Here is a 16,351-nt window from a genome sequence, read left to right as displayed (position 1 = left end):
TAAAAAAAGTTACTGACAAAAATAAAAAAATTACTGACAGAAATTCTGTCAGTAATTTTTATTTATTTTCTAGATTTAAAATTAGTTTTCCACAGTTTCTGTTTCAACTTCTTCTACTTCTGGAGCATTTGTTAAATCAGCTAAAGGTTCAATGTTACGGTAACGGAACATACCTGTACCAGCAGGAATAATCTTACCGATAATAACATTTTCTTTCAAACCAAGCAAGTGATCTTCTTTACCACGAATTGCGGCATCAGTAAGGACACGAGTTGTTTCTTGGAATGATGCAGCTGACAAGAATGAATTTGTTTCAAGAGAGGCTTTAGTAATACCCATCAAGACTGGACGACCAGTTGCAGGCATTTCACCATTCAAGAGTGCAGTTTCATTCAAAGCTTCAAAGTCAGAAATATCCATCAAAGTACCTGGAAGGATATCAGTTGAACCATTATCCATGACACGAACTTTACGAAGCATTTGGCGAACCATTACCTCGATGTGTTTGTCACCAATTTCAACCCCTTGTGAACGGTAAGTTTTTTGTACTTCACCGAGCAAGTAAGTTTCAACTGACAAGGCATCACGAACTTGAAGCAAGTGTTTAGGTTCGATAGAACCTTGAATCAAAGGTGCACCACGGTGAATAAATTCACCTTCTTCAACCATCAAGACATCAGCCATACCTACAGTGTAGCTACGAGTGTCTGTTTTACCTTTAACAGTAATTTCACGAGTACGTGTAGCAGGATCTTCAACGATTGATTCAACTGTACCAGTTACTTCAGTGATGATTGCTTCCCCTTTAGGGTTACGTGCTTCAAAGATTTCTTGAACACGAGGCAAACCTTGAGTGATATCTGAACTTGACGCAACACCACCCGTGTGGAATGTACGCATTGTCAATTGAGTACCAGGTTCACCGATTGATTGAGCGGCGATTGTACCAACAGCTTCACCAACTTCAACAGCATCACCTGTTGCCAAGTTGATACCATAACAATGTTTACATACACCATGTGGAGTTTTACATGTAAATACTGAACGGATAGTTACTTCTTTAACACCAGCATCAATAATTTTACGGGCAACATCTTCAGAAATCAAAGTGTCGTCAGCAATAATCATTTCACCAGTTTCTGGATGAAGCACTGATTTACGAGTATAACGACCTACCAAACGTTCAAAGAGTGGTTCAACCATTTCTTTACCAGTAGCAATATCAGAAATTACAAGTCCACGGTCAGTTCCACAATCGTCTTCACGAATAATAACATCTTGGGCAACGTCAACCAAACGACGAGTAAGATAACCAGAGTCGGCTGTCTTAAGGGCCGTATCGGTCATCCCTTTACGGGCACCGTGAGTTGAGAAGAACATTTCCAAGACAGAAAGACCCTCACGGAAGTTTGAGATGATAGGCAATTCCATGATTTTACCATTAGGAGCGGCCATCAAACCACGCATACCAGCAAGTTGAGAGAAGTTAGAGATATTACCACGGGCTCCAGAGTCCATCATCATAACGATTGGGTTTGTCAAATCCTGTTCATCAATCAATCGTTTTTCAAGGGCTTCTTTTGCATCACGCCAAACACCTGTAACAGCGTTATAACGTTCATCATCAGTAATCAAACCACGACGGAATTGTTTAGTGATTTGTTCCACACGTTTGTGTGCAGCATCGATGATTTTATGTTTATCTTCAACAACAGGGATATCAGCGATACCCACAGTCAAACCAGCCAAAGTAGATTGGTGGTAACCAAGGTTTTTCAAGCGGTCAAGGTACTCAGATGTAGCTGTTGTACGGTAACGTTTGAAGACTTCAGCGATGATATTTCCAAGATATCCTTTTTTGAATGGACGAACAGTATCAATTCCAGCCAAAACTTCTTTGATATCTTGACCAGCATCCATAAAGAAACGGTCATCAGTTGAAGTTGTCAAGTTAACATCAGTTGGTTCGTTCAAGTAAGGCATTCCTTCAGGAATGATTGAGTTGAAAATAACTTTACCAACAGTAGTTACCAAGATTTTATCTTTTTGGTTTTCTGTCCAAGGTTTGTTGAGTGATTTTGTTGCGATACCGATACGAGTATGTAAATGTACATAACCATTACGCATTGCAATTTCAACTTCTTCAGGAGTTGCAAAAATCATTCCTTCGCCTTCACGACCTTTTTCTTCCATAGTAAGATAGTAGTTACCAAGGACCATATCTTGAGATGGTGTAACAACTGGTTTACCATCTTTAGGGTTCAAGATATGTTCAGCAGCAAGCATCAAAAGACGTGCTTCAGCTTGTGCTTCTTCAGACAATGGCAAGTGAATGGCCATTTGGTCACCGTCAAAGTCGGCGTTATAGGCTTCACAAGCAAGTGGGTGAAGACGGATGGCTTTACCATCAATTAAGACAGGTTCAAAAGCTTGAATACCTAAACGGTGAAGCGTAGGTGCGCGGTTAAGAAGAACAGGGTGTTCTTTAACAACTGTTTCAAGTACATCCCAAACATCAGAATCTTGACGTTCAACTTTACGTTTAGCCGCACGAATATTAGCAGCCAATTCTTTCTTAACAAGTTGAGCCATTACGAATGGTTTGAACAACTCAATCGCCATTTCACGCGGAACACCACATTGGTACATTTTGAGTGTTGGACCTACAGCGATAACTGAACGTCCAGAATAGTCAACACGTTTACCAAGTAAGTTTTGACGGAAACGTCCTTGTTTCCCTTTCAACATGTGTGAAAGAGATTTCAATGGGCGGTTACCAGCACCAGTGATTGGACGACCACGACGACCATTGTCAATCAAAGTATCAACAGCTTCTTGAAGCATCCGTTTTTCATTTTGAACGATAATATTTGGAGCATTAAGTTCCATCAAACGTTTCAAACGGTTATTACGGTTAATAACACGACGGTATAAGTCATTCAAGTCAGATGTGGCAAAACGTCCACCATCCAATTGAACCATTGGACGCAAATCTGGTGGAATAACTGGTAATACGTTTAAGACCATCCAAGATAAAGCATTTCCTGATTTTCTGAAAGCTGACAAAACGTCCAAACGACGAATAATTTTTACACGACGTTGTCCAGTAACTGTTTTGAGCTCTTCTTTGAGTTCAGAAACTTCTTTATCAATATCAACATCGTTCAACAAATCTTGAATCGCTTCAGCACCCATTTTTGCAACGAATGAACCAAAACCATTTTTCAAAAGTTGTTCACGATATTCACGTTCAGTCAAGAGTTGTTTCTTCTCAAGATCAGTTTCTTTAGGATCAATCACAACATAACTTGCAAAGTAAATCACTTCTTCAAGTGCACGTGGACTCATATCAAGAGCAAGTCCCATACGTGATGGAATTCCTTTGAAGTACCAAATGTGTGAAATTGGAGCAGCAAGCTCAATATGTCCCATACGTTCACGACGTGATTTTGCAGTTGTTACTTGAACACCACAAAGTTCACAGACTTGATTTTTGTAGAAAACACCTTTAAGTTTTCCACAAGCACATTCCCAGTCTTTTTGAGGACCGAAAATACGTTCATCAAAGAGTCCTTCACGTTCAGGTTTTTGTGTACGATAGTTAATTGTTTCTGGTTTTTTAACTTCACCGAATGACCAGTAACGAATTTTTTGTGGAGATGCGATACCAATACGCATACTCTCAAATTTATTTACATCAACCAATTCTTTCTCCACTTCTAATAAATTTAACGCTAGACGATTATGAGATTAGAGATTTACTGACAGAAATTTTTGTCAGTAAATCTATCTCAAAATATTAATTACAAAATCTTATTTTTCAGTATCAGCGTTAATCAAAGCTTCTTCTTCAGCTTCTGCTTGTGCAACAATAGCTTCCTGTGCTTCAAGCATTTCAGGAGTAATTTCTGTATTATCTGGACGAGTCATTACTTCATCTTCATCCAATTCACGTAAGTCAAGAACATTACGGTCAGCATCAAGGACTTTCATATCAAGACCAAGTGATTGTAACTCTTTAACCAATACGCGGAATGATTCAGGAAGACCTGGTTTAGGAATACGTTCACCTTTAACAATAGCTTCATAAGCGCGCGTACGTCCAATCACGTCATCTGATTTGTAAGTCAAGATTTCTTGAAGAACATTGGCAGCACCATAGGCTTCAAGTGCCCAAACTTCCATTTCCCCAAAACGTTGTCCACCGAACTGCGCTTTACCACCGAGCGGTTGTTGTGTAACGAGTGAGTAAGGACCAACTGAACGAGCATGGAGTTTATCATCAACCATGTGGTGAAGTTTAATCATGTACATGACACCGACTGAAATTCGGTTATCAAATGGTTCACCAGTACGTCCGTCATAAAGGACTGTTTTCGCATCATCAGCCATTCCAGCTTCTTTAACGGTATCCCAGATATCTTCATCAGATGCTCCATCAAACACTGGAGTTGCAATGTGAATTCCAAGTGTACGAGCAGCCATACCTAAATGGAGCTCCATAACTTGTCCGATATTCATACGTGATGGTACCCCAAGTGGGTTCAACATGATATCAATAGGTGTACCATCTGGTAAGTAAGGCATATCTTCCATTGGAACGATATTTGAAACAACCCCTTTATTACCATGACGTCCGGCCATTTTATCCCCAACGTGAATCTTACGTTTTTGAGCAATGAAGACGCGAACAAGTTTATTCACACCTGATGGCAATTCATCACCATTTTCGCGTGTAAATACACGAACGTCATGAACAATACCGCCACCTCCGTGAGGAACACGAAGTGATGTATCACGAACTTCACGAGCTTTTTCACCAAAGATTGCACGAAGCAAACGTTCTTCTGGTGTTGGATCAGTTTCACCTTTAGGGGTTACTTTACCAACAAGCAAGTCGCCATCTTTAACTTCAGCACCAATACGGATAATTCCTGATTCATCAAGGTTTTTGAGTGCTTCATCCCCAACGTTTGGAATTTCACGAGTAATTTCTTCAGGGCCAAGTTTTGTATCGCGTGTTTCTGATTCATATTCTTCGATGGCAATTGATGTATAAACGTCGTCTTTAATCAAACGTTCTGACATGATTACCGCATCCTCGAAGTTATAACCTTCCCAAGTCATATAGGCAACAAGTGGATTTTGACCAAGGGCCATTTCTCCATTTTCCATAGAAGGTCCATCAGCAATGATGTCCCCTTTCTCAACTTTTTCTCCAAGTCGAGCCAATGGACGTTGGTTATAAGAAGTTCCTGAGTTTGAACGACGATATTTTGTAATATTGTAAATATCTAGTTCACCAGAAGTACGACGAACACGAATTTCATTACCATCAACATACTCAACAACACCAGCATGTTTTGCAATAAGCGCAGCACCTGAGTCACGAGCAGTTTGATGTTCCATACCAGTACCAATCCAAGGTGCATGTGGGTCAATCAATGGAACTGCTTGACGTTGCATGTTGGCACCCATGAGGGCACGGTTGGAGTCATCGTTTTCCAAGAATGGAATACATGCAGCAGCAACGGCGATAACCTGTTTAGGTGAAACGTCCATATAGTCTGCTGTTGAAGCTTCAACTTCAATATTGTTACCAGTATGACGAGCCATAACTGTTTCGTTAGCAAAGCGGCTATCTTCAGTCAATGGTGAGTTTGCTTGGGCAACAGTATAGTTGTCTTCTTCATCGGCAGTTAAATATTCAACTTCGTCAGTAACCACACCATTCACACGGTCAACACGACGGTATGGTGACATGATGAAACCATATTCGTTTACTTTGGCATATGATGACAAGTTGTTAATCAAACCGATGTTTGGTCCTTCAGGTGTTTCAATAGGACACATACGGCCATAGTGAGTATAGTGAACGTCACGTACTTCATATGAAGCACGGTCACGTGAGATACCACCAGGTCCTAAGGCAGAAAAACGACGTTTGTGTGAAAGCTCAGATAAAGGATTGTGTTGGTCCATAAATTGTGACAATTGTGATGAACCAAAGAATTCTTTAATTGAAGCTGTTACAGGACGAATGTTAATCAAACCTTGCGGTGTGATGTTTTCATTTTCTGAAGATGACATACGTTCGCGAATAACACGTTCCATACGTGAAAGTCCGATACGTACTTGGTTTTGAAGCAATTCACCTACTGAACGGATACGACGGTTACCTAAGTGGTCAATATCGTCCACTTTACCAATTCCTTCAGCAAGACCAAGCCAGTAGCTGATATTTGAAATCACATCGGCTGGTGTCAAGACACGGCATTCTGCATCAGGATTACCATTTGAGAGCAATGTAACAACACGTTCTGGATCTTTAGGTGAATAAACTTTGATACTTTGCAAAGTAATTGGTTCTGGAATTACAGCGTCGTCAGATGGTTCAACAACAAAGTTTCCAAGACCGTTATCAAGCAATGGTTCGATTAAATCAAGCACATCACGAGTAACAAGAGTATCTGTATTAACAAGAATTTCACCAGTTTCTGGGTCAACAATTGGTTCAGCCAAAGTCAAACCAAGCAAACGATTTTTAAGCGCTAATTTCTTGTTAAATTTGTAACGTCCAACAGGTGCGAAGTCATAACGTTTTGGATCGAAGAAACGAGCAACAAGCAAGCCACGTGAGCTATCTGCTGTTTTAGGTTCTCCTGGACGCAAGCGGTCATAGATGTCTTTGAGCGCTTCTTCTACACGCGTGTCAGCTGGGTTTTTATGAACATCTTTTGCAATAGTGTCTGTTAAAAGTTGAGTTTCGCCCAACAATTCAAGGATTTCTTCATCTGAACCAAATCCAAGCGCACGAAGCATAGTTGTAAAAGTTAATTTACGTGTACGGTCAATACGAACATAACCAATGCCTTTAGCATCTGTATCTAACTCAAACCAAGCTCCACGGTTAGGAATGGTTGTATGTCCAAAACTTTCAAGACCGTTTTTATCAGCTTTAAGATGGAAGTATGAACCAGGACTACGTACCAATTGGCTAACGATCAAACGTTCTGAACCGTTATTGATAAATGTCCCCATTTCAGTCATGAGTGGGAAGTCACCAAAGAAGACTTCTTGTGTTTTTAATTCACCAGTTTCTTTATTTACAAGACGGAAGGTTACATAGATAGGTGCTGAATAGTTTGCGTCATGTGCGCGAGCTTCTTCAACAGTGTATTTTGGGGTTTTCATTTCATAACCAACAAATTCGAGTTCCATTGTACCCGCAAAGTTGTCGATTGGAAACATTTCTTTGAAGACATTTGCAAGACCTTCATCGAGGAAGTTTTTATAACTTAATGTTTGAACTTCGATGAGGTTTGGCAAACCGATTACTTCTTTAATACGTGAAAAACTGCGTCTTGTACGGTGTTTACCGTATTTTACGTCATGTCCTGCCAAGTGTTTTCTCCTCTATTTTTTAGATTTGATTAAAAAAGTCTGTGTTTTTGATGAATTTTTAATTAAAAAAACCGAAAAGTCTGTAGTTTGTCTTTTTTATAACTTTTCTGGTTTATTCAATATAAAAGACGCCAAAAAAGCAACGAAAACAGTAGTGTTTCGTTGCTTACAAAGCCTATGGGGACAATATATCCCACAGATTTTGCTGACAAACCATTATTTCTATTATACTATTTTATATGAAAATTTTCAAGCTTTTTCTAGTTTAACGGTCTATTTTTTCAATGATGCTTTTAAATGCTTCTAATTCTGAACGAGATAATGATTGAACTAAAGAAACAAAGGTTTCATTTCGTCTTTGCCCTTCCAGTTCTGCCAGCATGATATAAGACATTTGATTCCCTATGAATGTTGATAAAAAATCTACCAATATTCTCTTTTCTTCTTCCAGAGGAGAATCTGTCAGTAGAAAAAGGGTTCCCAATCTCAAATGATTTCCTTCTATAGGTAGAAAGCTGAGAAATTTATTTGGAAATTTGCTCGAAATTTCTTTCACTGGTTCTAAAATTGATTGGGCCATTGGTAGGCTTGCGCTCATTTCGTAGTGATTTAATAGTTGACTAGAGATATCTTTTGATATTTTTTGATAGATAAAAAAATTTTGGAGGTTTATATCATCCTGATAAGAATTATCAGAATCAGTAAAACCATAACCTAAACAATTTCGTTTGGTATCTATGATAAAAAGGCTAGACTCTAAAACTTTGGCACTTTTCTCTACCACCTCTTGATAAGCTAATGGTTTTCCAAGGTCAATAAATGATCTTTTCAAAATAATATTTATGTCTTGGATTTTGTCATAAATTTCTTTCAATTTTTCCCTTTCTCTTCTCAAAAAGCATTTTGAGTATTCCTATGATTACTTTTATAATACCATATAACGCTATAGATGTCAATTTTGTTAACGAATTTGCAAAAATTAAGTTTTTAACTTAAATATTGCTATTTTTTAAGTTTTAGGTATTTTATATCTAATAACTATATGATATAATGTATTTGTTACAAATGTTAAAAATATTTATTCAATACATGTTGAGGTGATTTTAATGTTCTATGACCGTCTAAAAACTTTAGTTATTGATTCTCAGAAATCTTTCAACCAGGTCGAAAGAGAGTTGAGATATCCCAGAAACGCCCTTGCTAATTATCGCTTGGGAAAAGAACCTTCTGCCAAAAGATTGACAGAAATTGCTGATTATTTTAATGTCACAACTGAATCCCTTCTTGGTAAAGATGACAAGTACAGTTATAATAAGGCAAAGCTTTTGTTTGAATATCTTACATTAGATAATAAACAAAACTTGTTAAATTATATTCAAAATCGAATTGATGAGCTTGAACTTCTTGAAAGAGAGCCCATTTCTTTGAGTACTGAACAATTTGTATTTTGTGGTGATAATACTTGGGCGCTACAAGAAAGCCGCAAAACAATCAAACTGCTCACAAAGCAACTTCCTGATGATTACGATGCAGTTTTTGAACTCGTTGGGGGTCCTTTAGATGCGGAAGCTCCTGGTAATGGAGATTTACTTTTTGTAAAATTTACTGACGCAAATTTTGCAGAGCTGATCCATAATTTCTTGTTGCAACATGACCATTTTGCCAAGCTTTCAGTAAAAGATGAAAAGCTTACTTGTCTAAGCCGTGATGCTGGAAGCCTTGCCGAAGTCCCTGAACTTTTTGGCAAAATTGCTAAAATTTATCGTTTCAGAACTATTTAATTACGAGTTTACATTAATTTTCAAATTGCTGTTAAAAAGTGCTGATGGAATTCGTCAGCGCTTTTTTGTAAGTATGATATAATATAAAAAATATCCATAATAGGAGGTCGATATGACAAGGATTCAAGATGATTTATTCGCTACTGTTAATGCTGAATAGTTAGAAAATGCAGAAATTCCTGCAGACAAACCAAGAATTTCAGCTTTTGATGAATTAGTACTAAAAAATGAGAAAAATTTGGCTAAAGATTTAGCTGATTTATCACAAAACCTACCTACTGATAATCCAGAGTTGCTTGAAGCAATCAAATTTTATAATAAAGCAGGAGATTGGCAAACCAGAGAAAAAGCGGACTTTTCTGCCGTAAAAAATGAACTTGCTAAAGTTGAAACTTTAAATACTTTTGAAGATTTTAAAAATAATTTGACTCAACTCGTTTTCCATTCACAGGCACCTCTTCCGTTTTCTTTTAGTGTTGAACCTGATATGAAAGATGCTATTCACTATTCTCTTGGATTTTCTGGCCCGGGCTTGATTTTACCTGATACCACTTATTATAATGATGAACACCCTAGAAAAAAAGAATTACTTGATTTTTGGGCTAAAAATACAAGCGAAATTTTAAAGACATTTGATGTTGAAAATGCAGAAGAGATTGCAAAGTCTGCCCTTAAATTCGATGCTCTTTTAGTTCCATCAGCAAATACTTCTGAAGAGTGGGCAAAATATGCTGAACTCTATCATCCAATTTCTACTGACAGCTTTGTCAGTAAAGTTAAAAACCTGGATTTAAAATCTTTAATTAAAGATTTAGTAAAAACTGAACCTGATAAAGTCATTGTTTACGAAGATCGTTTTTATGAATCGTTTGATTCACTTATCAATGAAGAAAATTGGTCACTCATTAAAGCTTGGATGCTGACAAAAATTGCACGTGGCGCTACTTCTTTCTTCAATGAAGACCTTAGAATTCTTGGTGGAGCTTATGGACGTTTCCTTTCAAATGTTCAAGAAGCAAGAAGTCAAGAAAAACATCAACTTGATTTGACTGAGTCTTATTTTAGCCAAGTGATTGGTTTATTCTATGGTAAAAAATATTTTGGTGAAGCTGCTAAGGCCGATGTCAAACGGATGGTCACTGCAATGATTAAAGTTTACCAAGCGCGTTTGTCTAAAAATGAGTGGCTCAGTCAAGAAACAGCTGAAAAAGCCATTGAAAAATTGGATGCTATTACTCCTTTCATTGGTTTCCCAGATAAATTGCCTGAAATTTATAGTCGTTTAAAAACAACTTCTGGCTCTCTCTATGAAGATGCCCTTAAATTCGATGAAATTTTGACTGCTCGAACTTTTGAAAAATTCTCAGAAGATGTTGATAAAACAAGCTGGCATATGCCTGCTCATATGGTCAATGCTTATTATAGTCCTGATAGTAATACAATTGTTTTTCCAGCAGCAATTTTGCAAGCTCCTTTTTACTCTCTTGAACAATCTTCATCACAAAATTATGGTGGAATCGGCACAGTTATTGCTCACGAAATTTCTCACGCTTTTGATAACAACGGTGCCCAATTCGATAAAGAAGGAAATTTGAACAAATGGTGGTTAGATGAAGATTATGAAGCTTTTGAAGAAAAGCAAAAAGAAATGATTGCACTCTTTGACGGCGTAGAAACCGAAGCTGGTCCAGCAAACGGAAAACTCATTGTGTCAGAAAATATTGCTGACCAAGGAGGAATTACAGCGGCACTGACAGCAGCTAAAGATGAGAAAGACGTTGATTTGAAGGCTTTCTTTAGTCAGTGGGCTAAGATTTGGCGCATGAAAGCAAGTAAAGAATTCCAACAAATGCTTTTGTCAATGGATGTTCATGCACCCGCTAAACTTCGTGCCAATATTCCTCCAACAAATCTCGAAGAGTTTTACGAAACTTTTGATGTTAAAGAAACTGATAAGATGTATCGTGCACCAGAAAATCGTCTTAAAATTTGGTAATAGTTAATTGAATACAAAAAGTACTTCTAAAATATAGAAGTACTTTTTATTTATTAGAGCAGTTCATCTTCAATAATTATTTTCCCTTGAGCTGTAAAAGAAATTCCCTCTTTTTTTAGAAGTTCCATTTGCTCACTTTTAGCAGGCTCTGGCAATCCAATTGTTCTGTCAGAACGCACTACACGCCACCATGGCAGTTCATATTTTTTAGACATCGAATGCAAAATTCTAGAAACCTGCCGTGCACCATTTGGCAATCCAGCTAAAGCTCCCACATCTCGATAACTCATGACCTGCCCCTCTTTTAAATTTAGAATAACTTCTAAAATCTTTTTTGTATTTTCGGTAATTTCTGCCATTTATTATCCTTTTTAACTCTTATTAATAAGTCTGTCAGTAACTTTTTTACTGACAGACTTATTTTTTATTAGATATGTAATTTTCGACGAAGTGACAAACCTCTTGGACCAAACCATTTTTCTAGAAGTCCAAGTTTAGCAGCAAACCAGAGATAAGTATAAAATCCTGCACCACCGGCAATGGCAGCAATAAATACTGAGGCAATTCGACCTGGGCTCTTACCGAAAATAAAACCTAAAATGATTTCAACAATAATAACCACAATAGCCATAAATCCTGTCAGTAAAGTTGCCCCTTGAATTCTGCGAACTGTATTCTTAATTGAAAAATGAGTTAACTCATGTAGTTTTCTAATGAATAAGAAAACACCAACTAAGAATGAAACAGTGGTCGCAAGTAAAGGTCCATAAGTATGGAAAATAAGAATCATTGGAACTTGCAAAACTAATTTAATGACAAGAGTCAAGGTAAAGATTCGCATTGCCAAACGTTTATGGTCCATTACTGTCAGTGGAGGATAGACAATCATATAAAGTCCCAACAAGAAGGTTTGTAAAATAGCAAAGACAAACAAACTACTTTGTAATCCAGAAGGAATTTGGTAGAAAATTGTATAAATCGGTTTAGTCAATAGTGACATTCCAATCACGGCAGGAAGCATAAAACCAACGTATAATTGGAAATTATAACCTACTAACGTTGCAAGTTCACGCCGATTTCCTTGAACATAGTGCTCTGTAATCAGAGGGTCTGAAACAGAACCAAGCGTCAATGCGACACCCAACAAGACCATCGTTAATTTATCAGTATTTGCTGAGAAATAACTCATCAGAACAAGCAATTCATTATGACTATAGTTTGTTACCCAAGGCATCATATTCATAAAGGTTGAGTTATCAATAATTTTAAAAATTTGAATAGCTGAACCAATGACAATAAATGGAATGGCTGTGTGTAATGTTGATCTAAAAATTTCTAAAGCATTAATTTTAGATTTTACAGGACCAGGATTAATTAATTTATTAAGATTTCCTGATTTCTGTAAGTAATAGAATAATACAGCGTAGGAACCTAACATCCCAATAAAAGCAGCCAAGGTAGATTGTGTCACGGCATTTTGCCAATTATGCGAACCTAACTTCATGATAGCAAAAGTTGCTGCTAGCATCCAAATGACCCGAACAATTTGTTCCAAAAGCTGACTCATCGCATAAGCTTTCACCTGATTCAGACCTTGGAAATATCCTCGAATAACTGACATTGAAGGGAAAATCAAGACAGCCAATGCTAAACTTTTCATGACTGGAATTAAATCTGCGCTATCCTTACCGCCAACAAGGGCTGAGAGTGGACCTGCAAGAAAGAACATGAGCCCTGACGCAACAATTCCAAGAACCAGCATCACTCCGAGCATTTGCCGAACGAGCCGGTAAGCCATGTTAGGGTCATCTAATGTATTATAGCGAGCCACTTCACGCGCAATTGCCGCCGGAATCCCCACTGTTGAAATCAATAGGAAAAGAGCATAGATATTATAACCCATACTAAAGAGGGAGTTGGCCTCATTACCAAAACGCCCCATCCAAGCATACCAAGGAATAATATAAATTACCCCTAGTATTTTCCCAATCATGTCCGCACCAGTCCGCCAAGCAGCACCAGAGAGCATCTGATCTTTTGATTTTGCAGCCGTTTTTGGTGACTGCTGACCTGTATTCATTATTTTTTCTGAATCTTCCATTGTTCCATTTTACCCTAAGTTCTGTATTTTGACAATAAAAGAATGGTTTTAGATCATTAATTCACGATGTCATCTATTACCATCTATAAACAAATGGGACATGCACCAGCTCTTGGCTTGTGCTATAATATAGGGTAATGGGATTTTTCCCTTAGTTTCCTTGTTTTAGAAAGGTATCGCGAATTTAGCGATAAATAGGCATTCCTCACATGATTAGGCTTGAACAAGTTATAGAAATACTAAAAAAAGATAATAATTTCCGTGAGATTTCTTCTGCTGGAGAATATTATTTCAACTGGCCAAAGGAAGTAAACTTTGACCAACTCTCTTATGATTCACGAAAATCAACAGAAAATACCCTTTTCTTTGCCAAGGGTTTGAATTTTAAAAAAGAATATTTAACAGACTTAGAAGCTGCTTTTTATGTTTCAGAATTTGATTATGAAGTAGCTCTCCCAGCAATTATTGTCACTGATGTTAAACGAGCAATGGCTTTAATCGCTGCAAGCTTTTATGATTTTCCACAAAATAAACTCAAAACCTTAGCTTTGACTGGTACAAAAGGAAAAACCACTTCTGCTTATTTTGCTAAAGCAATACTTGACAAAATGAACGGTGGCAAAACTGCACTTTTATCTACTGCCCAAACAACTTTGGATGGAAAAAATTATTTTAAATCAGAATTGACAACTCCTGAAAGTCTTGATTTACTAGAAATGATGGCAAAAGCTCTGACAAATGGAATGACACATTTGGTCATGGAAGTTTCAAGCCAAGCTTACAAAACAGAACGGGTTTACGGTTTAACATTTGATGTTGGAGTTTTCTTAAACATTTCTCCTGACCACATTGGCCCAGTTGAACATCCAACGCTTGAAGATTATTTTTACTGCAAACGTCAACTTCTCAAAAATTCACGTTATTTTGTTGCTAATTCCGAAATGAATCACTTTGCTATCATTAAAGAGGAACTTAAGGAACGTAAAATTCCACATGCTTTCTATGGTGCTGATTCTGAAAATAAAATTATTGAATCAAAAGGACTTCATTTTGTTACTGACGGTTCTGTCAGTGGAGCATTTGACATTCGCTTATTAGGACGCTTCAACCAAGAAAATGCCTTAGCTACAGCATTAGCAACTAAAGCTTTAGGCGCTTCATTAGAAAATATCCATGACGGTTTAGCTCTTGCTGTTGTTCCAGGACGCATGGAACTTCTTACTGCCAAAAATGGCGCTCACATCTATATTGATTATGCTCACAACGGCCTGTCATTAGAAAATCTTGTTGAAGTTGTTGAAGAACACCATGCTGGTCAGCTTGTTCTAGTCCTTGGTTCAACCGGAAATAAAGGCGAAAGTCGCCGGAAAGATTTCGGACAAGTGATTGAAAAACATCCGCGACTTGATGTCATTTTAACTACTGATGATTCAAATCGAGAAGACCCTAAAATAATTGCTGACGAGATTGCTTCTTTTGTCAGTCGCACACTTGATTTTGAACTTGACCGTGAATTGGCAATAAAAAAAGCTGTCAGTAAAACTAAAAGTACTGACGATGCTGTGATTATCGCTGGAAAAGGGACTGATATGTTCCAATTAAAAGACGGAAAACGTCAACCTTATATTGGAGATACAGCTGCTGCTCAAAAATATCTCTAATTTACTGACAAAAGTTCTGTCAGTAAATTAATCATAAAAAAACGACTCAATAGGAGTCGTTTTTTCTTTTTCTTCTGACTAGGCAAAAGAATTAACAACAGCAAGAATTCTTTGTAATTCCGCATGAGTTTCATAACTTACAGTATCCGAATAAAGTAATGCTGAAAGATTCCGTGAAGAATAGCCAGCTTTTTCACTTACCTCATCGATATGCAAATTTTTTTCTTTCATTTTGTACAAAATAGCTTCTTTAAAATTGTTTGTAATTTCTTCTTGTTGAAATTGCGAAAGATTGTTAAATTCATCACTTGAGTAATTGACCAAATTTTTTGAATTCATCTGCATCGCCTCTTTTATATTTATTTAGTAAAATCAATGACCATTCGGCCTTCAATTTTTCCTGCCTTCATTTCATCAATAATATCATTGATTTCTTCCAGTTTGCGTGTCGCAACAATTGGTTTTACCTTACCCTCTGCTCCAAATTGAAAAGCTTCTGCCAAGTCAAGTCTTGTTCCGACAAGTGAACCTGCAACCTCCACTCCGTCAAAAACAACTGTTGGAACTGATAAAGTCATCTCAGTATTGGGAAGTGCCACAGCAACCATTTTGCCCATAGGTTTCAAAGAAGCAACCGCTTGTTCAAAAGCAATCCTTGCAACAGCACAAACTATTGCACTTTGTGCTCCTAAGCCGCCAGTTATTTTTTTAATTTCATCAACTGGATTTACATCACCAGAATTGATAATCACATCAGCTCCAATTTTTTTAGCTAAATTTAATTTATCTTGATTAATATCAACAGCAATTACTTTTGCTCCAAAAACATTTTTAGCATATTGAATTGCTAAATTTCCAAGTCCTCCAGCACCAAAAATTACTTGCCAATCACCAGGTTTTACTCCTGATACTTTGATTGCTTTGTAAGTTGTTACTCCAGCACAAGTAATTGAGCTAGCTTCAATTGGGTCAAGTCCGTCAGGAACTTTGACAGCATAATCGGCAACAACAATTGCTTCTTCAGCCATTCCGCCATCAACTGAATATCCTGCATTTTTAACTTCTCGACAAAAAGTTTCATTACCAGATACACAGTATTCACAGTGACCACATCCTTCAAAGAACCAAGCCACTGAAACCCGATCACCAACTTGAAGCGAGCTTACATCAGTTCCAATTTCTTTGACAATTCCAATTCCTTCATGACCAAGAACAGTCCCTGCTTTGTTGCCATAATCACCTGCTGCAACGTGCAAATCGGTATGACAGACTCCACAATACTCCATGTCAAGCAAAGCTTCATTAGGTTTGATTGCTCGAAGTTCCTTTTCAACAAGGTCCGCATAACCATCTGGATTGTGTCTTACTACTGCTGCTTTCATAAGAAAGTCTCCTCTATATATAAAAT

The 16,351-nt window shown here is 37.4% G+C and carries 9 protein-coding genes and 1 pseudogene; 3 read left to right on the top strand and 7 right to left on the bottom strand.

The features are described 5' to 3' along the window. Positions 1 to 81 precede the first annotated feature (81 nt). The 3 genes from rpoC to MHB61_RS12340 all read right to left on the bottom strand — a co-directional run bounded on the left by rpoC (position 82) and on the right by MHB61_RS12340 (position 8,278). Positions 82 to 3,705: a DNA-directed RNA polymerase subunit beta' gene (gene rpoC, locus MHB61_RS12350; RefSeq protein WP_014570699.1), complete on the bottom strand. Its 3,624-nt coding sequence runs from the start codon at positions 3,703 to 3,705 to the stop codon at positions 82 to 84. A 108-nt stretch (positions 3,706 to 3,813) separates the two neighbouring features. Continuing rightward, positions 3,814 to 7,404: a DNA-directed RNA polymerase subunit beta gene (gene rpoB, locus MHB61_RS12345; RefSeq protein WP_003130544.1), complete on the bottom strand. Its 3,591-nt coding sequence runs from the start codon at positions 7,402 to 7,404 to the stop codon at positions 3,814 to 3,816. Between the two features lie 265 nt (positions 7,405 to 7,669). Next, positions 7,670 to 8,278, bottom strand: coding sequence for a transcriptional regulator (locus MHB61_RS12340; RefSeq protein ID WP_010906143.1), 609 nt, complete (start codon positions 8,276 to 8,278; stop codon positions 7,670 to 7,672). Positions 8,279 to 8,510: 232 nt separating this feature from the next. Here MHB61_RS12340 and MHB61_RS12335 point away from each other — a divergent pair, with 232 nt between their 5' ends. Both MHB61_RS12335 and pepO read left to right on the top strand, forming a co-directional pair. Continuing rightward, complete coding sequence (locus MHB61_RS12335) at positions 8,511 to 9,185, top strand: helix-turn-helix domain-containing protein (RefSeq protein WP_003130542.1); 675 nt, start codon at positions 8,511 to 8,513, stop codon at positions 9,183 to 9,185. 112 nt (positions 9,186 to 9,297) lie between these two features. After that, positions 9,298 to 11,181, top strand: a pseudogene (gene pepO, locus MHB61_RS12330) (endopeptidase PepO). 53 nt (positions 11,182 to 11,234) lie between these two features. Here pepO and MHB61_RS12325 read toward each other — a convergent pair. After that, the gene (locus MHB61_RS12325; RefSeq protein ID WP_003130332.1) at positions 11,235 to 11,540 is read right to left on the bottom strand and encodes an MGMT family protein; all 306 of its coding nucleotides are present in this window, start codon (positions 11,538 to 11,540) and stop codon (positions 11,235 to 11,237) included. Positions 11,541 to 11,608: 68 nt separating this feature from the next. Then, a complete protein-coding gene (locus MHB61_RS12320; protein WP_003130331.1) occupies positions 11,609 to 13,282 on the bottom strand; it encodes a putative polysaccharide biosynthesis protein in 1,674 nt (557 codons plus the stop codon). 209 nt (positions 13,283 to 13,491) lie between these two features. On the opposite strand from MHB61_RS12320, the gene MHB61_RS12315 reads away from it, so the two are divergent. After that, positions 13,492 to 14,943 carry a UDP-N-acetylmuramoyl-L-alanyl-D-glutamate--2,6-diaminopimelate ligase gene (locus MHB61_RS12315; RefSeq protein ID WP_003130330.1) on the top strand — a complete coding sequence of 484 codons (1,452 nt, stop codon included), beginning with the start codon at positions 13,492 to 13,494 and terminating at the stop codon, positions 14,941 to 14,943. A gap of 78 nt (positions 14,944 to 15,021) precedes the next feature. Here the strand turns inward: MHB61_RS12315 and MHB61_RS12310 are convergent, their stop codons facing one another. Next, positions 15,022 to 15,282, bottom strand: coding sequence for a hypothetical protein (locus tag MHB61_RS12310; RefSeq protein ID WP_017864931.1), 261 nt, complete (start codon positions 15,280 to 15,282; stop codon positions 15,022 to 15,024). 20 nt (positions 15,283 to 15,302) lie between these two features. Continuing rightward, the gene (adhP, locus tag MHB61_RS12305) at positions 15,303 to 16,325 is read right to left on the bottom strand and encodes an alcohol dehydrogenase AdhP (RefSeq protein ID WP_003130326.1); all 1,023 of its coding nucleotides are present in this window, start codon (positions 16,323 to 16,325) and stop codon (positions 15,303 to 15,305) included. Between the last annotated feature and the right edge of the window lie 26 nt (positions 16,326 to 16,351).

Origin of the sequence: Lactococcus sp. FSL K6-0773 (genome assembly GCF_038006485.1) — a bacterium.
GTDB lineage: Bacteria > Bacillota > Bacilli > Lactobacillales > Streptococcaceae > Lactococcus > Lactococcus lactis.
Note: the sequence above shows the minus strand (reverse complement) of the source record. Positions and strands in the feature narration are given on the sequence as shown.

Bases quoted from the DNA above. Each gene is read 5' to 3' on its own strand.
- MHB61_RS12320 (WP_003130331.1), bottom strand. From the start codon at position 13,282: ATGGAAGATTCAGAAAAAATAATGAATACAGGTCAGCAGTCACCAAAA.
- adhP (WP_003130326.1), bottom strand. From the start codon at position 16,325: ATGAAAGCAGCAGTAGTAAGACACAATCCAGATGGTTATGCGGACCTT.
- MHB61_RS12315 (WP_003130330.1), top strand. From the start codon at position 13,492: ATGATTAGGCTTGAACAAGTTATAGAAATACTAAAAAAAGATAATAAT.
- MHB61_RS12310 (WP_017864931.1), bottom strand. From the start codon at position 15,282: ATGAATTCAAAAAATTTGGTCAATTACTCAAGTGATGAATTTAACAAT.
- MHB61_RS12335 (WP_003130542.1), top strand. From the start codon at position 8,511: ATGTTCTATGACCGTCTAAAAACTTTAGTTATTGATTCTCAGAAATCT.
- MHB61_RS12325 (WP_003130332.1), bottom strand. From the start codon at position 11,540: ATGGCAGAAATTACCGAAAATACAAAAAAGATTTTAGAAGTTATTCTA.